This window comes from Luteimonas viscosa (assembly GCF_008244685.1).
Classification (GTDB): Bacteria; Pseudomonadota; Gammaproteobacteria; order Xanthomonadales; family Xanthomonadaceae; genus Luteimonas; species Luteimonas viscosa.
This window is the reverse complement of record NZ_VTFT01000001.1, coordinates 345,974-363,383: the sequence shown is the minus strand read 5'-3', so window position 1 is coordinate 363,383 and position 17,410 is coordinate 345,974. Positions and strand designations below refer to the sequence as shown.

The following is a 17,410-nucleotide window of genomic DNA, read 5'->3' as shown; positions in this document are numbered from 1 at the left end:
ATCCTACCGCCGCAGCGGGCCGGGCGGGCTCGTTCCGGCGCGGATGGGGCACGGCTCGTCGTGCCGGCGCCGGGGGCGCGGCAGGGATGGGGTCGCAGTGGCCGTTCGACCGCCGGACGCGGTCACTTCGGGGAAAACGACGCCTGCGGCGAGTAGTCCGTCGGCTGCAGCACGTGTTCCTCGATGCCGTCGACGAAGCGGCCGTGCTCGCGTGCGGTTTCGCGCTTGATCCGCGCCCATTCGGCGTCGGCCATGAAGGCGGCCCAGCCTTCGCGCATCGTCGCCTCGTCCCGCCACTGCAGCAGGTAGACGAAACGCGGCTTGCCATCCTCGCCGCGGCTCTCCCACATCGAGACGATGTGGAAGCCGTGGCGCGCCATGATCCGCGCAGCGTGGTCGCGAAAGCGGTCGTGGAAGGCCTGGCGGGTCTCGTCGAAGATCCCGTAGATCCGCAACTGGTGGATCGGCCCGGCGGGTTCCGAGGCGAACAGGGGCGCGGCCTGCAGCAGGGCGAGCAGCACGGCGGCGGCCAGCAGGCGCGACGGTCGTGAACGGTGCGGCGTCATCGGTGTCTCCGGTGCGTGTCCGCTGCCATTGGAGCGCGTGGCGCGCGCCGGGTTCCCGGCTCGACCGGACGACGCTCACAAAACGGGAGGAGGCCGCAATCGGCGGGCCCGCGTTGCGGCGGGAAATCCTCCGGACCGGCTCAGTCCGCCGCGTGGCGGCTGGGATCCCCGATCTCCAGTTCGCGCAGGATCACGCTGGCCTGGGTCCGGTTGCGCGCGCCCAGCTTCTCGAAGATCACCGACAGGTGCGCCTTGACGGTGCGCTCCTGGATGTCGAGGCGATCGGCGATCTGCTTGTTGAGCAGGCCCTGCGCGACCAGGGTCAGCACGCGGAACTGCTGCGGCGTGAGGCTGGCCAGGCGCGCGGCGAGGTCGGCATCGGCCGGCGAGGAGCGGGTGCGGGTGACGGCACCGCGAAGCGCGGGCGGCAGCCATTGCTCGCAGGCGAGCACGCTCCGGATCGCCTCGCGCAGTTCGTCGAGCCCGGCGCTCTTGGGGATGTAGCCGGCAGCGCCGTGGTCGAGCGCGCGGCGCACGGTCTGCGGATCCTCGTTGGCCGACACCAGCACCACGGCCACCGCGGGGAACTGCGCGCGGATCGCGGCCAGGCCGGCGAGGCCATGGTTGCCGGGCATGTGCAGGTCGAGCAGCACCAGGTCGATGTCGGTGCGCGACTCGAGCATCGCCAGCACGCCGTCCAGCGATTCGGCCTCGCAGGTCGCGACGTCGGCTGCGGCGTCCGCGGCGGCGCCCCGCAGCGCGGCACGGAACAGCGGATGGTCGTCGGCGATCAGCAGGGTGGGCATGGGTGCAGCCTACAGCGCGCGGGTCATGTAGCAGCTGTTGGGATCCTCGACGTAGTCGCCGAACGGCCCGCACTCGACGAAGCCGGCCGCCGCGTACATCCGCCGCGCGGGCGCGAAGTAGTCCATCGAACCGGTTTCCAGGCTGACCCGCGCGTAGCCCGAGCGGCGCGCCTCCGCCAGCAGATGGTCGAGCATCGCCCTGGCCACGCCGCGGCGCAGCCGGGAGCGGGACGTACGCATCGCCTTGACCTCTGCGTGGCCGGTGCCGAGGTGCTGCAGCGCGCCGCATCCGACCAGGACATCGTTGTCGTGGATCGTCCAGACGCGGACGGACGGCTGGCGCAGGCCGGAGAGGTCGAGCGCATGCTGGCTCTCCGGCGGCGCGGTCGCCTGCATGGCCGGGCGGTGCTCTTCCATCAGCGCGGCAAAGGCGGGGTCGTCGAGGTTGGCAGGTCGGATCTGCATGCCTGGAATTTCTGGATGCGCTTCCCGCGCGAAAGTGGAGACAGGCGGCGGACATGGTGGGGCGTGCATGCCGCCGTGCACCGCCATGAACCGGCACGCAGGCACGCACCAAGCCCGCCGGGCATTGTGCCGCGCCTCCGGCGCCGATGCCCGTCGCGCACCTGTGGCATCGCGCCCGGTGCCGCCGGAGCGCCGTCGCGCCGATGTGCTCGCGCGCGGCCGCGCCGGACCTTGCTGGTGCGCAGTCACGTCGCGGCCACGCTATCAGGGGCGTGCGCCTGCCGCGTGGTACCAAAGTACGATGGAGGCGCCGTTCGCGGGTGCTACCGTTCCGGCATGACCACCACTTCGATGATCGGGAAGCTGTGCACGGCCGCCCTCGCGGCGGGACTCGTGGCCTGCGCCGGCGGGCCGCGCAAGATTTCACCGGAGGCAACCGTGTTCACCGCCCAGCGCAGCAGCGAGCACCGCGGCCAGGACGATCTGCTGAGCGCGGGTCTCGGCCCCGACGGCCTGCGCGCGACGGCACCGCCCGCATTCGCGGACCCCGCGCAACCGACCGCGGGCGAACTGCGGCGACGCGCGGTCTGGAGCAACTGGCGCGGCATCGCCGACCTCGCACCGGGCGGTGGCTACGGCGAGCTGTTCGGGAGCCTCGCGCCGGTACCTGGTCGCGAATTTCACGGCTACGGCCGGCTACCCGGCGCATCGCAGCCGCATCGGGTGCTGCTGCAGTTGCCCGATGCGTTCGACGCGAACAAGCGATGCGTGGTGGTCACGGCGTCATCGGGTTCGCGCGGCATCTACGGCGCGATCGCGGTCGCAGGCGCCTGGGGGCTGCCGAAGGGCTGCGCGGTGGCCTATACCGACAAGGGCGCCGGCACCGACTACTTCGACCTCGACACCCAGACCGGCGTCCGCGCCGACGGCACCCGCGGCGCGCTCGCGGCAGGGGACCTGGCCTTCATCCCGGATACCCCGGTCGGCGCGTCCGGCGTCGCGTTCAAGCACGCGCACTCGAAGGACAACCCGGAAGCGGACTGGGGCCGGCACGTGCGACAGGCGGCGGAATTCGCGCTGCAGGCGCTGGACCAGGCGCTGCCCGGCGCCGCACCTTTCACATTCGACAACACCCGCGTCATCGCGGTCGGCCTGTCCAACGGCGGCGGCGCGGTGCTGCGCGCGGCCGAGCTCGAAGGCGACTGGCTCGATGCGGTGGTCGCGGGCGAACCGAACGTGTTCGTCGACAGCCATGGCGGACGCCCGCTGTACGACTACACCACCGAGGCGGCGCTGCTGATGCCGTGCGCGCAGCTGCATCTCGAGGGCCTGCCGCAGCCGCCCCTGCGTGCCCAGGTCGAGGCATCGTGGATGCTGCGCTGCGGGTCGCTGCAGGCGGCCGGACTGGTGGAAGGCGCCGATCCGGTCGCTCAGTCCAGGTCGGCGTACGAGCGCATGATCGCCGCCGGCTGGAGCGAAGGCGCGATCCGCGCCGGCGTGCTCTCCACCGGCTTCGACCTGTGGCGCGCGGTAGCGGCCACCTACGCTTCGGCCTACGGCCGCTACGGCGTCGGCGAACATCCCTGCGGCTTCGCGTTCCAGGCGCAGAACCCGGACCTTTCCGCGCGCGTGGCGACCTCCGCCGAACAGGCCGCGTGGTGGAGCGATGCCAGCGGCATTCCGCCGGGCGCGGGCGTGGGCCTGACCGGGATCCCGGTCGCCTTGCCGGACGCCACGCTGCCGGGGCTGCGCTGCCTGCGCGCGCTGCACGACGGCGATGGCGAAGACGCCGAGCGCGTGCGCGCAGGCGTCGCCGCCACCCGCGCCGCGCCGCCGCGCGCCGGCCTGCCGGTGGTGGTGGTGCACGGCAGCGACGACGGGCTGGTGCCGATGGCCTTCAGCAGCACGCCGTACGTCGCCGCGTCGCGCGCGGCCGGCCGCGACGTGCGCTACTGGCAGGTGCACAACGCCCAGCATTTCGACGGATTCCTCGGCCTGCTGGACTACGCGGCGCGCTACGTGCCGCTGCTGCCGTACGTGTACGCCGCCCTGGATCGGGTCGAGGCACACCTGGACGGCCGCGGCCCCCTGCCGGAGGACGCCGTGATCCGGACACGCCCCCGCGGCCCGGGCGTGCCGCTGCAGCCCGGACACCTCGCGCTGCCCGACTAGTCGCCCGTAGCCCGGATAAGCGCAGCGCATCCGGGGCATCGCACCGTCATCCGCGTCCCCCGGAAAACAGGAATGCGCCAGTCAACCGGAAGCGTGGCGCGACCTTGAAGTACCCCGGGTTCCCGGATGCGCTGCGCTTATCCGGGCTACGGAGTGCCGCGCTGGTGCATCGCGGCCGCTTGCTCCATCCTCACGCCGGATTTGGCACTCTGGAAGCCCGAGTTTCCGCAGGCCCGACATGTCCCGACCCCGCCATTTCTCGATGTTGCGCGACTTCCAACTGGCCGACTGGTTCACGCTGGCCAATGCCTTCTGCGGCACCGGCGCGGTGTTCGCGGCGATGCGGTTCCTGCAGGACGGCGTCGTGCGCGACCTGATGGTCGGCATGGCCCTGATCCCGCTGGCCTTCGTATTCGATGCGCTCGACGGCCGGGTGGCGCGCTGGCGCAAGGTCGCCTCCACCCTGGGGCGCGAGCTGGACTCGCTCGCCGACGTGATCTCCTTCGGCCTGGCGCCCGCTGCGCTGGCGTACGCCTGCGGCATGCAGGGCGGCTGGGACTGGATCGTCCTGAGCTATTTCGTCGGTTGCGGCGTCAGCCGCTTGGCGCGCTACAACGTCACCGCCGAGACGCTCGCCGACGGCGGCGACAAGGTGAAGTACTTCGAGGGCACGCCGATTCCGAGCAGCGTGGTGATCGTGGCCCTGCTCGCGGTGGCGGCCTGGCAGGGCGCGATCGGCGACGCGATCTGGTTCGGGCAGTGGCAGCTCGGACCCTGGCAATTGCACCCGCTGGTGCTGGTGTTCGCGCTGTCGGGATCGCTGATGATCAGCAAGACCATCCGCATCCCCAAGTTCTGAGGCGGCCGTCCACGGAACATCCACCGCGGTTGCTATGATCGGGGCGACACAGGAGGACGGCATGGCGAACCCGGGTTTCGGCTTTGGCGCAGGTACCGGATCCACGGACGAGTTCGAGCGACTCGCCCGGCAGTACTGGGGTGCGTGGGGCGATGCGCTGCGCAACTCGATCCCGGGCGCGGCCCCGCCCGATCCGGTGAGGATGGGCAACCAGGCCTGGCAGGACGCGATCGACTGGTGGACGCGCCAGGCCAGTGGCCGCAGCGCCCACGACGACACCCTCTGGCGCTTCAACCGGCAGGCCAGCGACTGGTATGCGCAGATGCAGCGCGTCGCCGCGCAGTTCGGTGGCGGCGACAGCACCGCCGCCGACGTCGCGGCGGCCTGGAAGGAAGCGCTCGGCGGCGGCTCCGTGAACGTGTTCGCCGACATGTTCCGTTCGATGGCCGGCAACGGCGTGCACGGCGTCGAACAATGGTCGGAAGACGCGGCGCCGTGGCTGCGACTGTTGCGCACCGAGGGCAGCTCGCTGCTGCAGATGCCGGCATTCGGCTTCGCCCGCGAGCACCAGGAACGGGCGCAGGCACTGGCCGCGGCGCAGCTCGAGGCGCAGGAAGCCTCGAACGCCTTTAATACCCTGCTGCTGAAGTCGTCCGAATCCGCGTTCAAGGTGTTCGAGCGCATGCTCGCCGAGCACGAGGCGCCGGGCCTGCAGATCACCAGCGCGCGCGCGCTGTTCGACCTGTGGGTCGAGGCGGCCGAGCAGGCCTACGCCGAGACGGCGCTGTCGGAGGACTACCGTACCGCCTACGGCAACCTCGTCAACGCGCAGATGAAGCTGCGCGCGGGCGTGCAGAAGGAAGTCGAAATCGCCAGCTCGCTGCTGGGCATGCCCACGCGCAGCGAGCTCGATGGCGCGCATCGCAAGATCGTCGAACTCGAGCGCGCGCTGCGACGGATGCGCGATCGGGTGGAGCAGGGAGGGGCCGGCCCGTCCGCGCCGTCGAAGCCGCGGGGCGCGTCGTCGCGGGAGCGCGACGACGCCAGGCCTGCGACCGCCAGGCGTGCGGCGAAGCCCGCCGCCGCAGATCCGGCAACCGCCGCAGCCGCGAAGTCCGGGGCGAAACCCGCGCAAGGAAAAGCCGCGAACGGAAAAGCCGCACGGCGCGCCACGAAGCGGAGCCCGGCCGGCAAGCCGGTCCCGGCCCGCAAGCGCGCGCCCGCGTCGCCGGCGCGCGTCGCGCGCTCGCCCACCAACGGGTTCTCGACCGCGATCCCGGTCGCGCCGCAGCCGCTGGCGCGCGACGCGGATGCGTAGACGAACGGCACGGGAGGAACCGACGCCATGAACGGTCCGCTTAACATCAGCCTCGACGAGATCGCAGGTGAAGCCTCGAACTTCCAGAAGAAGCTCGGCGCGGGGTTGCAGACGCTGCTGGAGGTCGACGACGTCGACTTCGGCGCCACCGCCCGCGAGGAAGTCTGGCGCGACGGCAAGGTGGTGCTGTACCGCTTCGTCGGCGAACGCAAGCCGACCGCGCGGGTGCCGATCCTGATCTGCTACGCCCTGGTCAACCGCCCGTACATGGTCGACCTGCAGTCCGACCGCTCGCTGGTGAAGGGCCTGCTCGCGCGCGGCGAGGACGTGTACATCATCGACTGGGGCTATCCCGACCGCTCCGACCGCTTCCTCACGCTGGAGGACTACATCGAGCGCTTCCTCGGCGGCGCGCTCGACCATCTGCGTGGCGCGCACGACATGGAATCGGTGAACCTGCTGGGCATCTGCCAGGGCGGCGCGTTCTCGCTGTGCTACGCCGCGCTGCATCCGGACCGGGTGCGCAACCTGATCACCATGGTCACGCCGGTGGATTTCCACACCGCCGACAACATGCTCTCGAACTGGACGCGCGGCATGGATGTCGACCTGATGGTCGACACCCTCGGCAACGTGCCGGCCGACATGATGAACCTGTGCTACCTCACGCTGAAGCCGTGGCGGCTGTTCGTGCAGAAGTACGTCGGCCTGGTCGACATCCTCGACGACCGCAAGGCGCTCGAGGATTTCCTGCGCATGGAGAAGTGGATCTTCGATTCGCCCGACCAGGCGGGCGAGGCGTTCCGCGAGTTCATCAAGCAGTTCTACCAGGGCAACGGCTTCGTCAACGGCGGCGTGTCCATCGGCGGGCGCGAGGTCGACCTCGGCTTCGTCGACATGCCGGTGCTGAACATCTACGCCGAACAGGACCACCTGGTGCCGCCGGACGCCTCGCGCGCCATGAAGGGCCTGGTGGGTACGACCGACTACTCGGAGCTGTCGTTCCGCGGCGGCCATATCGGCATCTATGTCTCCGGCCGCGCGCAGAAGGAAGTGCCGACCGCGATCCACGAGTGGCTGTCGAAGCGGGCGCGCTGAGGGCGACGGGGCGATGGGCATGGGCGCGGCAGGGTGGGCCTTCGCATTCGCGCTGGCGGCCGGCGCAGCCACGGGGCCGTCGAGCGGGCCCGATGCCGGGGTGGTCGCGCCGCGGGAGATCGCGAGGCTGGTCGCCGCGATCGGGACCTCGGACTGCGAGTTCCAGCGCAACGGCCGCTGGCATGCGGCGGCAGACGCGCAGGCCCACCTGCAACGCAAGCTGGAGCGGGCACGCAGCCTGGGCTTCAACGGGACAGCGGACGACTTCATCGAACGCCTTGCGAGCCGCAGCAGTCTGAGCGGGCGGCCCTACCGGGTGCGCTGCGACGGCGTCGAGGCGCTCGCGGCGGATTGGTTCACAGACGAACTCGCGCGCATGAGGGCTGCGGATTCTTCACGATCCCCGCGCTAGACTGGCCAGGCACACCGGGGGAGCGACCGCAATGAACCAGAGCACCGCCAAGTCCGCCGGGTTGACCCGCTCCATCCACGACCGTGTGCTCGCCGGCGTGGTCGGGGGCATCGCGCACCGCTATGGCTGGAGTCCCACGCTGCTGCGCGTCCTGTACGTCGTCGGATCGGTGCTCTCGGCCGCGTTCCCGGGCATCCTCGTCTACCTGGTGCTCTGGCTGCTGATTCCGGAAGGCAACGATTGATCGAGCCGCGGGCGGCGGACGCGCAGCGCCGGCAACGCGTGCCGGCGACGGCGCTGATGTGCGTCGGCATCCTCTGGACCCTGCCCAATACGGTGCTCGGGCTGCTCGGCGGTGCGGCCGGGTTGCCGTTTGGCGCGCGGGCCCGGTTGAATGGTCGCGAACGGGCGCTGGTGTTCCATCGCTGGCCCTGGGGGCCGGGTGGCGCGATCACCCTGGGCAACGTGATCCTGCATACGGGCGACACGCTCGATTCTCCGTGCGTGACTTATGCGCACCGGGCGGGGCTGTACGAGGAACCCTGCATCATGCTCGGCGACCACGAGCGCGCGCACGTCTTCCAGTACATGGTGCTGGGTCCGCTGTTCCTGCCGCTGTATCTGCTGTGCGGCGGCATCAGCGTGCGCAACCGGTTCGAACGTGCAGCCGACCGCTACGCGCGCACCGGTCGCGGATGGTGGCCGTGGCCGGCGTGATCGCGGCGCATCGCCTCGGCGTGCACCGGCGTCGCAACGCCGCAACGCGTTGCCGGTTCCTCGCTGCCGACGAACGGTCAGCCGTTTTTACGCAGCCATAACGATGGTTGCGATAACCTGCAACCGTCGAAGAAAAAGCGGAAGGCGAAAGCCGGAAGCAATCGCTTCGACAAGGAAGGCTCAGCCGACCGGGTAAAACCGGAAGACTGGGCCTTCTGCTTTGTGGGCTTCCTGCTTGTCCGGCGCGCTGTTCGAACCAGGCTGCGGTCGCGGTTGATGCGCGGGGGTTGTGCCGCGACGGGGACCCGTCGGACCGGGATGGCCCGGCGCCGGAGGCGACCAGAGTGCCGGGCGAGCCGCCTTGGCTCATCCTCTCTCTTCGGGCTACAGCTTTCTTCGGGCTACAGCTCTCGGCTGCCGTGTCGATCGCGCGCTGCCGGCGACGGTGACGAGACCGGGCAGGGTGCCATTGCGCGCGTCGGCGCAGGGGCGCACCGGGGACCGGTGGCGGAAGGACTTCCGGACGGAAGCAGGGGCCCGCCAAGCAGTGCGACGAAAGTCCGGGTCCGGCGATGCAGGGGCCGGCACCATGGCGTAGGCTACGATCCGGACCCGTAGCGTGGCGGCGGGCGCTCGTACGCCGCACGGGGGAATCACGTCGCAGGAGGTCATCGCATGAGCGGCAACCGGATTCGTGACGATGCGGCACCGTGGTCGTTCTTCCTTCCCGTGGTGGCGGCCGTGATCGTCGGGATCCTGGTGGCCGGTTGGATCCAGTGGGCGATCGGCACGGTGTTCGAGGGGCGCGAGCGGGTTGCCCGCCTTTCCGGGCCGGTGGCGACCGACCCTGCACCCGAGGCGCCGCCTGGGGTCGCGCCCGCCGAAGCCACGCCGGCAGCAGGGCCGGAGGCGGTGGCGGCGGAAGCCGCACCACCGGCCGCCGCGTCGCGGGAACCTTCGCGCGCGCAGGCCGCGACGCCGCCGGCCAACGGCCCGGTCGACACGGCTGCCGCATTGGCATCGCCCCCGGAACTGCCCGGCGCCATCGTCGCCAGGCGCGATGGCGCGCCGGCGGCCTGCATCAACGGAACGGTGGCGCTGCGCGATGCCAACGGCTGGCAGCAGCAACTGGAGAACGACGCCCCGGTCGCGTGCACCGAACAGTCGACGGCGCCGCGGCCCTGAGTTTCAGGCGCCTGCCGTGTCCAAGGTGATCGTTTCCAGCGACGTCGCGATCGCGGCGCCGTCCGGCCCGAAGCGGCGTTCGCCGAAGATCACGCGACCGTCGCCCACCAGCACCACGCTGCTGCAGCGCGTGCCGTAGCGCGGATCGAGCACGAACGGCGGCGAGAGCGCGCGTTCCAGCTCCAGTCCGACGCCGGTGTCTGGCAGGTCCGCGTCAGGCGCGCGCGTGGTGTCGCGCAGTGCGCCGTACAGCGGTTCCAGAGCGGCCATGTCCGGCTCTTCCGCCAGCGGCGATCCGATCCAGCCTTCGAGCGCGCGCGTGGCGAACGTGCTTTTCGGCCATGGCGCGTCGAACGCGCCGTTGGACATCGCATGCAGGCCCGGTGCGACCACTTGCATCGCGTGCGCCGGATGGTTGCCCGCGCACAGCAACCGGTCCCCGTCGTGCAGCAGCAGGTTGTAGCGGCCGTACTGGTCCGCCGTGCCGGCGAGCGCCGCGGCGAAATCCCCGGCGGGCGTCTCGCTGCGAACGAAGTCGCGCACGAGCCAGCCGCGCGAGCGGGGCGCGGCTTCCGCGGCAATGCCGTCCCGCACGTTGGTCACCGCCGCGAGCCGGCCATTGCGCGCAACCTGCAACCAGCTGCCGCCCTGCACCAGGTCGCGGCCCCCGTACACCGACGGAGAGTCCGGATCGAACGCGGCGGGCGCGGCCGGACGCGCATGGAACTCGTCGCGATTGGCGACCAGCACCAGCGGCCAGCGGGGATGCGCGCGCCACGCCACTGCGACCAGGCACATGCGCTCAGGCCGGCTGGTCGCGGATCACGAGCAGGCGCGGCTCGGTCATGTCCTCGATCGCGTACTTGACGCCCTCGCGACCCAGGCCCGACTGCTTGACCCCGCCGTAGGGCATGTTGTCGACGCGGAAACTGGGCACGTCGCCGACGATCACGCCACCGACCTCGAGCCGGTCCCAGGCGCGCATCGCATGCGCCAGGTTGCCGGTGAACACACCCGCCTGTAGGCCGAACTCGCTGGCGTTCACCGTATCGAGTGCCGATTCGAAATCGTCGAACGGCTGCAGGCAGGCGACCGGGCCGAAGACTTCCTGGCGGTAGAGATCGCTCTCGCGCGGCACCTTTTCCATCAGCGTCGCGGGCAGCATGTTGCCCTTGCGCTCGCCGCCGGCCAGACGCTTGGCACCCGCCTTGCGCGCAGCCTCGACCCACGATTCGATCCGCTTCGCCGCTGCCTCGTCGATGACCGGCCCGATGAAGGTCTTCTCGTCGCGCGGGTCGCCCATCACCAGCGCACCGACGCGCGCGCGCAGCTTCTTGCGCAGTTTCTCGTACAGGTCGCGATGGACCAGGATGTGCTGCACGCTGATGCAGCTCTGGCCCGACTGGTAGTACGCGCCGAACACCAGCCTGTCGACGACGTGGTCGAGCGGGGCGCCGGGATCGGCGTCGACGATGCAGGCGGCGTTGCCGCCGAGTTCCAGGGTCACCTTCTTGCGACCGGCGCGGGCCTTGAGCTCCCAGCCGACCAGGCCGCCGGTGAAGCTGAGCAGGGCGATGCGCTCGTCCTCGGTCAGCGCGGCGGCGTCCTCGTTGCTGCAGGCCAGGATCGAGAACGCACCCCTGGGCAGGTCGGTCTCGGCCAGGATCTCGCCGATGATCAGCGCGCCCACCGGGGTCTTCGCCGCCGGCTTGAGTACGAACGGGCAGCCGGCCGCGATCGCGGGCGCGACCTTGTGCGCCACCAGGTTGAGCGGGAAGTTGAACGGGGTGATGAAGCTGCACACGCCGATCGGCACGCGCCTGACCAGGCCGCGGTAACCGCGCGTGCGTTCGGAGAGCTGCAGCTCGAGGGTTTCACCTTCGATGCGCGTGGCTTCGGCCGCTGCGATGCGGAAGGTGTCGATCAACCGTTCGACTTCGCCGCGCGCGTCGCGGATCGGCTTGCCGGCCTCGATGCACAGGGCCAGCGCGAGTTCCTCGAAACGCTCGCGGAAGCGGCGCACGCAGTGTTCCAGCACGTCGCGACGCCGGTCGGGCGTGAACTCCGCCATCGGCCCGCGTGCCTTGTGCGCGGCGACGATCGCCTTGCGCACCATGCCGGGGCCGACGAACGCGGTGCGTGTCGCGACCTTGCCCGTGAATTTGTCGAGCACCTCGAGGTCGGCGTTCGGCTGCACCGCGACGTTGGCGAGGTAACAGGGATAGCGCCTGGCAAGACCCGCCTGCTTGCGGGATTTGCTGCTGCGTGCCATGGGGACTCCTGACGAAGCGAAAGGGAGGGCAGGGATCCGGATCGCCGGTGTCAGCGCACGGCGGCAGCCTGTTCCGGGATCCGTCGGTTGAGCAGGCCGTCGTCGCGGCCGTAGTCGACCGGGACCTCGATCAGGTCGACGCCGGGGGTGGCGAGCGCTTCGCGCAGGAGCGCGGAAAACCCCTCGATCGAACCGGCGCGGTGGCCGCGCGCCCCGTAGCTCTGCGCGTAGCGCACGAAGTCCGGGTTGCCGTAGTCCATGCCGAACGACTCGTATCCCTCGTGCGCCTGCTTCCACTTGATCATGCCGTAGGCATCGTCGCGCAGCACCAGGACCACGATGTCGAGCCGCAGGCGGATCGCGGTTTCGAGTTCCTGCGAATTCATCATGAAGCCGCCATCACCGCACACCGCGACCACCTTGCGGTCGGGATGGACCATCGCCGCGGCCATCGCCGACGGCAGGCCGGCGCCCATCGACGCCAGCGCGTTGTCGAGCAGCAGGGTGTTGGGCAGGCGGCAGCGGGCATGGCGGGCGAACCAGAGCTTGAACAGGCCGTTGTCCAGGCAGGTGATGTCGCCGGGATTCAACAACAGTCCGAGTTCCGAAACCAGCCGCGGCGCCGACATCGGGAAGCGATCGTCGCCGGCGAGCTCGCCGATGTCGGCGCAGAGCGCGTCGCGCACCCGGTCGAAGAACGCGAAATCCCAGTGCGGCTGCGGCTCCAGGCGCTCGGCCAGCTGCCACACCGAGTTGGCGATGTCGCCGACCACCTCGATCTGCGGGAAATACACCTCGTCGGCCACCGCCGGCGAGTAGTTCACATGGATCACCGTGCGCCGGCCGCGCTTCATCCAGAACGGGGGCTTCTCGATCACGTCGTGGCCGACGTTGACGATGCAGTCGGCGAGGTCGATCGCGCGGTGCACGAAGTCGCCGTCCGACAGCGCCGCGGTGCCGAGCCACAGCGGGCCGGTCTCGTCGAGCACGCCCTTGCCCATCTGGGTGCTGAAGAACGGGATGCCGAGCTTCTCGACGAAGGCGTGCAGCATCTTCGCCGTGGTCTTGCGGTTGGCGCCGGCGCCGATCATCAGCAGCGGGTGGCGCGCGTTGCGGATCGCGTCGGCGGCGGCGTCCAGCGCCTTGTGCTCGGCCACGGGGCGGCGGCTGTAGACCGGCGGCAGGACGATGGCGTCCGTGTCCTCGCCGGCGACGTCCTGCGGCAGTTCCAGGTGGGTCGCGCCGGGGCGTTCCTCCTGCGAGCGGCGCACCGCTTCGCGCACCTGCGCGGGGATGCCGCCGGCCGAAACCAGCTGGCGCGTGTACTTGGTCAGCGGCCGCATCATGTCGACCACGTCGACGATCTGGAAATGGCCCTGCTTGCCGCTGCGGATCGGCTTCTGGCCGGTGATCATCAGCATCGGCATCGCCCCGAGCTGGGCATAGGCCGCGGCGGTGACGAGATTGGTCGCGCCGGGCCCCAGGGTGGCCAGGCAGACGCCGGTGGTGCCGGTGAGGCGACCCCAGGTGGCGGCCATGAAACCTGCGGCCTGCTCGTGCCGGGTCAGCACCAGGCGGATGCCCGAGGTGCGCAGCGATTCGAGCAGGGCCAGGGTTTCCTCGCCGGGAATGCCGAACACGTGGTCGACGCCTTCGGCTTCGAGCGCCTGGACGAAAAGATCGGAGGCCTTGGTCATCGCGTCGCAGTCTCGCACGGCGCGCGTGACAGGCACGTCCAGCGGACGGAACGCTGCATTCCCCGATGGGTCACGCGCGTCGCCGGCGGCACGCGCCCGCGATTGCGGCGACTGCCGCGATTGCTTCGACAGCGGACCGGGCGGGAGCCGGGGCGAGGATCGACGACGGATTCACTCTTCCGCCGTCGGCCCTGCCGAGGGGGCGGCCGCTTCCACGCGTTCCACGCGCAGGCGCAGGCGGCCGTCGACGAGGCGCGCGGAGAGCGGGTCGCCGGTCGCGACATCGCGCGTGCCGCGCACGATGTGGCCGTCGTCGCGCTGCAGGATGCTGTAGCCGCGGGCGATGGTCGCCAGCGGACTGACCGCCTCCAGCGAACGCGCGAGACCGCGCAGGTGCAGGGCGTCGCGCTGCAGCCGACGCGCGATCGCCGCCTGCGGGCGTGGGCGCAGGCCGGCGAGGCGATCGTGCAACGCCTGCAGGCGGCGCTGCGGGCGCGTGGCCTGCAGCACCGCGCGCGCGTGGCGCAATGTCGAGGCGTGCCGCTGCAGGCGCTGCAGCCACGCCGCGCGCAACCGGCGCAGGGCTTCGTCGCGGCGCTGCATGCTGGCCTGCAGGCGCGCCTGCGGCCGCAGCGCGTTGAGGCGCAGCGCGGCGCGGTCGCTGCGCTGGGCGAGCTGGCGCAGGTGGTTGGCCTGCAGTGCGGCGATGCGCCGCTGCAGGCCCGCCAGCCGCAGGCCGAGGTCGGCGCGGCTGGGTACCAGCAGCTCGGCCGCGGCCGAGGGCGTGGGCGCGCGCAGGTCGGCGGCGAAGTCGGCGAGGCTGAAGTCGGTCTCGTGTCCGACCGCCGAGACCACCGGCACCTGCGATGCGGCGATCGCCCGCGCCAGCGCCTCGTCGTTGAACGCCCACAGGTCCTCGAGCGAACCGCCGCCGCGCGCCAGCAGGATCACGTCGTGACGGCCGCCGGCCACCGCGCGCCGCAGCATCGCCGCGATCTGCGCGGCCGCGCCTTCGCCCTGCACGGGTACCGGCAGGATCTCCACCTCGATCAGCGGGAAGCGCCGCGCCAGCACGCTCAGCACGTCGCGGACCGCCGCGCCAGAAGGCGAGGTGATCACCGCCAGGCGACGCACGTAGGCGGGCAGGGACCGCTTGCGCGCGGGATCGAACAGGCCTTCCGCCTGCAGCCTGGCCTTGAGCTGTTCGAACGCGCGGCGCAATGCGCCTTCGCCGGCTTCTTCCAGCGAGTCGAGGATCAACTGGTAGTCGCCCCGCGCCTCGTACAGCGTGAGCCGGCCGCGAGCCAGCACCTTCATGCCCTCGCGCGGCTGGAAGCCCAGCCACTGGCTCTTGGGCTTGAACAGGGCGCAGCGCACCTGCGCGCGCGCGTCCTTCAGGGTGAAGTACAGGTGGCCGGAGGCGGGCCGCGAGACGTTGCCCAGCTCGCCTTCGACGAACACAAGCGGGAACGCGTCCTCCAGCAGGCTACGGGCCAGGGTGTTGAGCTGGCTGGGGCTGAGGATTTCGCCGGTGGTCGCGTCGCTCATGACTGGCAGGATAGCCGCGCGGACGGCGCAGGCCCATCACGCGAAGTGGTCAGGGTGCCGGCCGGCAGGCAGTTCCCGGCCGCGCCACAGGTGCCCCGACTGCCGGTCCGGTCGCACCAGACCGGCGGCGACGGACGCACTGGCCCGTCGCCGCGCGGCGGACCGACCCCGGCCTGCGCCAATCCCGGTGTTCGGCCCGGGCCGCGGGGCGGTCCGCAGACCATGCAGACGGGCGTCATCCCTTCGCAGGTAAAATGACCGCATGTTCGCCCTGCCGCAACCGCTGCCGCCCTGCCACGCCGATCCGGCGACGCCGGTCTTCGGTCCGGCGCCGCGTCGGCCGGCGCGCCAGGTGCGGATCGGCGGCGTGGCCGTCGGCGGCGATGCGCCGGTGGTGGTGCAGTCGATGACCAATACCGACACCGCCGACGTGGCGTCGACCGCCAGGCAGGTCGCCGACCTGTGGCGTGCGGGCTCCGAGCTGGTCCGCGTCACGGTCAACAACCCCGAGTCCGCGGCCGCGGTGCCGCGCATCGTCGAGCGCCTGGCGATGCAGGGCATCGAGGTGCCGATCATCGGCGACTTCCATTACAACGGCCACCAGTTGCTCGAACGCGAGCCGGCGTGCGCGCAGGCGCTGGCCAAGTACCGGATCAATCCCGGCAACGTCGGCTTCGGCAGGAAGAAGGACCTGCAGTTCGCGCAGCTGATCGAGTTCGCGATCCGTTACGACAAGCCGGTGCGGATCGGCGTCAACTGGGGATCTCTCGACCAGGCACTGGCGGCGATGCTGATGGACGAGAACGCGCAGCGCGCCGAACCCTGGGATGCGGGGCGGGTGCTGCGCGAGGCCCTGATCCGCTCGGCGATCGATTCGGCCGAGCGCGCGGTGGAGCTGGGGCTGGGTCGCGACCGGATCGTGCTCAGCGCCAAGGTCAGCGGCGTGCAGGAACTGGTGGCGGTGTATCGCGACCTGGCCCGTCGCTGCGATTTCGCCCTGCACCTGGGCCTGACGGAGGCGGGCATCGGCAGCAAGGGCATCGTCGCTTCCAGCGCAGCGCTCGCGGTACTGCTGCAGGAGGGGATCGGCGACACCATCCGGATTTCGCTCACGCCCGAGCCCGGCGCCTCGCGCACGCAGGAAGTGGTGGTCGCGCAGGAACTGCTGCAGACCATGGGCCTGCGCGCGTTCACGCCGATGGTCACCGCCTGCCCCGGTTGCGGCCGCACCACCTCCGAGTTCTTCCAGGAACTCGCCCAGGTGGTGCAGGAACACGTGCGCGCGAAGATGCCGGAGTGGAAGATCAGCCATCCCGGCGCGGAGAACATGACCCTCGCGGTGATGGGCTGCGTGGTCAACGGGCCCGGCGAATCGCGCCACGCCAACATCGGCATCTCGCTGCCGGGCACCGGCGAGGCGCCGTCCGCGCCGGTGTTCATCGACGGAGAGAAGGCGGTGACGCTGCGCGGCGACAACATCGCGCGCGAATTCGTCGGCCTGGTCGACGACTACGTGCAACGGACCTACGGCCGCCGGGCGGATGCCTGAGGCGGGCTGGCGGCGCGAAGCCGCCGATGCCGTCGCCGCGCTCGCGCGCCGCTACGGCTGGAAGCTGGTCCTGCTGTTCGTCGGCGTGCTGTTGCCGATGTGGGCGTTCATGGAACTGGCCGACGAGGTCCACGAGGCCGAGGCGATCCCGTTCGACGAACCGTTGCTGCTGTTCGCGCGCGAGATGGCCAGCGACGGATTCGACGGCGTGTTCCTGTTCTTCTCCCGGATCGGCTACGCCCATGGCGTGGTGCCGCTCGACATCGCCCTGGTGCTGGTCCTGCTCGGGCTGCGGCGCTGGCGACACGCGGTCTTCGCCGCGGCCGCGACCGGCGGCTCGGCCCTGCTCAACATCGCCACCAAGCAGTTGTTCGCGCGTGACCGGCCGGGCCTGTGGGAATCGATCGCGCCCGAGACGAGCTACAGTTTTCCCAGCGGGCATGCGATGGGTTCGATGACGCTGGCGCTGGCGCTGGTGCTGGTGCTGCTGGCCTGGCCGACGCGGGCGCGCTGGTGGGTGCTGGCGGCGATGGCGGTGTTCGTGCCGATGGTCGGCCTGTCGCGCGTGTATCTCGGCGTGCATTACCCGTCCGACATCCTCGCCGGCTGGTCCGCCGCCGCGCTGTGGACGGTCGGCACCTACCTGCTGGTCGATCGACGCCCGCGCGCGCCCCGCGCGACGGACTGACCGGACCACATCCCGCCGCCGTCGGCGCGGCCGTCCCCTCCGGATCGCTTCGCCTCGG

At 71.0% G+C, this 17,410-nt stretch carries 17 protein-coding genes; 10 read left to right on the top strand and 7 right to left on the bottom strand.

Translation table 11 applies throughout. The annotated features are described in order from the left end of the window. Positions 1 to 122: 122 nt before the first annotated feature. From FZO89_RS01720 to FZO89_RS01710, 3 genes are all read right to left on the bottom strand, one after another. Positions 123 to 566: an NIPSNAP family protein gene (locus FZO89_RS01720; RefSeq protein ID WP_149101642.1), complete on the bottom strand. Its 444-nt coding sequence runs from the start codon at positions 564 to 566 to the stop codon at positions 123 to 125. Positions 567 to 706: 140 nt separating this feature from the next. After that, positions 707 to 1,372, bottom strand: a complete 666-nt coding sequence (locus FZO89_RS01715; RefSeq protein ID WP_149101641.1) for a response regulator — start codon at positions 1,370 to 1,372, stop codon at positions 707 to 709. 9 nt (positions 1,373 to 1,381) lie between these two features. Continuing rightward, on the bottom strand, positions 1,382 to 1,837 hold the full coding sequence (locus FZO89_RS01710; protein ID WP_149101640.1) for a GNAT family N-acetyltransferase: 456 nt from the start codon (positions 1,835 to 1,837) through the stop codon (positions 1,382 to 1,384). Between the two features lie 336 nt (positions 1,838 to 2,173). Here FZO89_RS01710 and FZO89_RS01705 point away from each other — a divergent pair, with 336 nt between their 5' ends. The 8 genes from FZO89_RS01705 to FZO89_RS01670 all read left to right on the top strand — a co-directional run bounded on the left by FZO89_RS01705 (position 2,174) and on the right by FZO89_RS01670 (position 9,598). Further along, complete coding sequence (locus tag FZO89_RS01705) at positions 2,174 to 4,009, top strand: 3-hydroxybutyrate oligomer hydrolase family protein (RefSeq protein ID WP_149101639.1); 1,836 nt, start codon at positions 2,174 to 2,176, stop codon at positions 4,007 to 4,009. 238 nt (positions 4,010 to 4,247) lie between these two features. Continuing rightward, on the top strand, positions 4,248 to 4,868 hold the full coding sequence (locus FZO89_RS01700; RefSeq protein ID WP_149101638.1) for a CDP-alcohol phosphatidyltransferase family protein: 621 nt from the start codon (positions 4,248 to 4,250) through the stop codon (positions 4,866 to 4,868). Between the two features lie 61 nt (positions 4,869 to 4,929). Then, positions 4,930 to 6,186: a class III poly(R)-hydroxyalkanoic acid synthase subunit PhaE gene (phaE, locus tag FZO89_RS01695; protein WP_187471003.1), complete on the top strand. Its 1,257-nt coding sequence runs from the start codon at positions 4,930 to 4,932 to the stop codon at positions 6,184 to 6,186. 27 nt (positions 6,187 to 6,213) lie between these two features. After that, positions 6,214 to 7,284, top strand: coding sequence for a class III poly(R)-hydroxyalkanoic acid synthase subunit PhaC (locus FZO89_RS01690; protein WP_149101636.1), 1,071 nt, complete (start codon positions 6,214 to 6,216; stop codon positions 7,282 to 7,284). A 13-nt stretch (positions 7,285 to 7,297) separates the two neighbouring features. After that, a complete protein-coding gene (locus FZO89_RS01685; protein WP_187471002.1) occupies positions 7,298 to 7,696 on the top strand; it encodes a DUF5329 family protein in 399 nt (132 codons plus the stop codon). Positions 7,697 to 7,727: 31 nt separating this feature from the next. Further along, positions 7,728 to 7,940 carry a PspC domain-containing protein gene (locus FZO89_RS01680; RefSeq protein WP_149101635.1) on the top strand — a complete coding sequence of 71 codons (213 nt, stop codon included), beginning with the start codon at positions 7,728 to 7,730 and terminating at the stop codon, positions 7,938 to 7,940. A 56-nt stretch (positions 7,941 to 7,996) separates the two neighbouring features. Beyond that, the gene (locus FZO89_RS01675) at positions 7,997 to 8,413 is read left to right on the top strand and encodes a hypothetical protein (protein ID WP_149103984.1); all 417 of its coding nucleotides are present in this window, start codon (positions 7,997 to 7,999) and stop codon (positions 8,411 to 8,413) included. Positions 8,414 to 9,088: 675 nt separating this feature from the next. Next, entirely contained in the window at positions 9,089 to 9,598 is a 510-nt protein-coding gene (locus tag FZO89_RS01670) for a hypothetical protein (protein WP_149101634.1), read from the top strand. Between the two features lie 3 nt (positions 9,599 to 9,601). Here FZO89_RS01670 and FZO89_RS01665 read toward each other — a convergent pair whose 3' ends face one another. From FZO89_RS01665 to xseA, 4 genes are all read right to left on the bottom strand, one after another. After that, on the bottom strand, positions 9,602 to 10,396 hold the full coding sequence (locus FZO89_RS01665; RefSeq protein WP_149101633.1) for an NRDE family protein: 795 nt from the start codon (positions 10,394 to 10,396) through the stop codon (positions 9,602 to 9,604). Between the two features lie 4 nt (positions 10,397 to 10,400). Continuing rightward, positions 10,401 to 11,870 carry an aldehyde dehydrogenase family protein gene (locus FZO89_RS01660; RefSeq protein WP_149101632.1) on the bottom strand — a complete coding sequence of 490 codons (1,470 nt, stop codon included), beginning with the start codon at positions 11,868 to 11,870 and terminating at the stop codon, positions 10,401 to 10,403. A gap of 50 nt (positions 11,871 to 11,920) precedes the next feature. Continuing rightward, positions 11,921 to 13,567, bottom strand: coding sequence for an acetolactate synthase large subunit (locus FZO89_RS01655; RefSeq protein ID WP_149101631.1), 1,647 nt, complete (start codon positions 13,565 to 13,567; stop codon positions 11,921 to 11,923). A 171-nt stretch (positions 13,568 to 13,738) separates the two neighbouring features. Continuing rightward, complete coding sequence (gene xseA / locus FZO89_RS01650) at positions 13,739 to 15,115, bottom strand: exodeoxyribonuclease VII large subunit (RefSeq protein ID WP_149101630.1); 1,377 nt, start codon at positions 15,113 to 15,115, stop codon at positions 13,739 to 13,741. Positions 15,116 to 15,377: 262 nt separating this feature from the next. Here xseA and ispG point away from each other — a divergent pair, with 262 nt between their 5' ends. Beyond that, on the top strand, positions 15,378 to 16,664 hold the full coding sequence (ispG, locus tag FZO89_RS01645; RefSeq protein ID WP_149101629.1) for a flavodoxin-dependent (E)-4-hydroxy-3-methylbut-2-enyl-diphosphate synthase: 1,287 nt from the start codon (positions 15,378 to 15,380) through the stop codon (positions 16,662 to 16,664). Further along, positions 16,657 to 17,352 carry a phosphatase PAP2 family protein gene (locus FZO89_RS01640; protein WP_149101628.1) on the top strand — a complete coding sequence of 232 codons (696 nt, stop codon included), beginning with the start codon at positions 16,657 to 16,659 and terminating at the stop codon, positions 17,350 to 17,352. Before ispG ends, FZO89_RS01640 begins: the two co-directional genes overlap by 8 nt. Positions 17,353 to 17,410 lie beyond the last annotated feature (58 nt).

Excerpts from the sequence above, each read along its gene's own strand:
- FZO89_RS01655 (WP_149101631.1), bottom strand. The coding sequence starts at position 13,567 with ATGACCAAGGCCTCCGATCTTTTCGTCCAGGCGCTCGAAGCCGAAGGC.
- FZO89_RS01665 (WP_149101633.1), bottom strand. The coding sequence starts at position 10,396 with ATGTGCCTGGTCGCAGTGGCGTGGCGCGCGCATCCCCGCTGGCCGCTG.
- FZO89_RS01670 (WP_149101634.1), top strand. The coding sequence starts at position 9,089 with ATGAGCGGCAACCGGATTCGTGACGATGCGGCACCGTGGTCGTTCTTC.
- FZO89_RS01710 (WP_149101640.1), bottom strand. The coding sequence starts at position 1,837 with ATGCAGATCCGACCTGCCAACCTCGACGACCCCGCCTTTGCCGCGCTG.
- FZO89_RS01675 (WP_149103984.1), top strand. The coding sequence starts at position 7,997 with ATGTGCGTCGGCATCCTCTGGACCCTGCCCAATACGGTGCTCGGGCTG.
- FZO89_RS01705 (WP_149101639.1), top strand. The coding sequence starts at position 2,174 with ATGACCACCACTTCGATGATCGGGAAGCTGTGCACGGCCGCCCTCGCG.
- FZO89_RS01700 (WP_149101638.1), top strand. The coding sequence starts at position 4,248 with ATGTCCCGACCCCGCCATTTCTCGATGTTGCGCGACTTCCAACTGGCC.
- FZO89_RS01720 (WP_149101642.1), bottom strand. The coding sequence starts at position 566 with ATGACGCCGCACCGTTCACGACCGTCGCGCCTGCTGGCCGCCGCCGTG.
- xseA (WP_149101630.1), bottom strand. The coding sequence starts at position 15,115 with ATGAGCGACGCGACCACCGGCGAAATCCTCAGCCCCAGCCAGCTCAAC.
- ispG (WP_149101629.1), top strand. The coding sequence starts at position 15,378 with ATGTTCGCCCTGCCGCAACCGCTGCCGCCCTGCCACGCCGATCCGGCG.
- FZO89_RS01715 (WP_149101641.1), bottom strand. The coding sequence starts at position 1,372 with ATGCCCACCCTGCTGATCGCCGACGACCATCCGCTGTTCCGTGCCGCG.
- FZO89_RS01685 (WP_187471002.1), top strand. The coding sequence starts at position 7,298 with ATGGGCATGGGCGCGGCAGGGTGGGCCTTCGCATTCGCGCTGGCGGCC.
- FZO89_RS01660 (WP_149101632.1), bottom strand. The coding sequence starts at position 11,870 with ATGGCACGCAGCAGCAAATCCCGCAAGCAGGCGGGTCTTGCCAGGCGC.
- FZO89_RS01690 (WP_149101636.1), top strand. The coding sequence starts at position 6,214 with ATGAACGGTCCGCTTAACATCAGCCTCGACGAGATCGCAGGTGAAGCC.
- FZO89_RS01640 (WP_149101628.1), top strand. The coding sequence starts at position 16,657 with ATGCCTGAGGCGGGCTGGCGGCGCGAAGCCGCCGATGCCGTCGCCGCG.
- phaE (WP_187471003.1), top strand. The coding sequence starts at position 4,930 with ATGGCGAACCCGGGTTTCGGCTTTGGCGCAGGTACCGGATCCACGGAC.
- FZO89_RS01680 (WP_149101635.1), top strand. The coding sequence starts at position 7,728 with ATGAACCAGAGCACCGCCAAGTCCGCCGGGTTGACCCGCTCCATCCAC.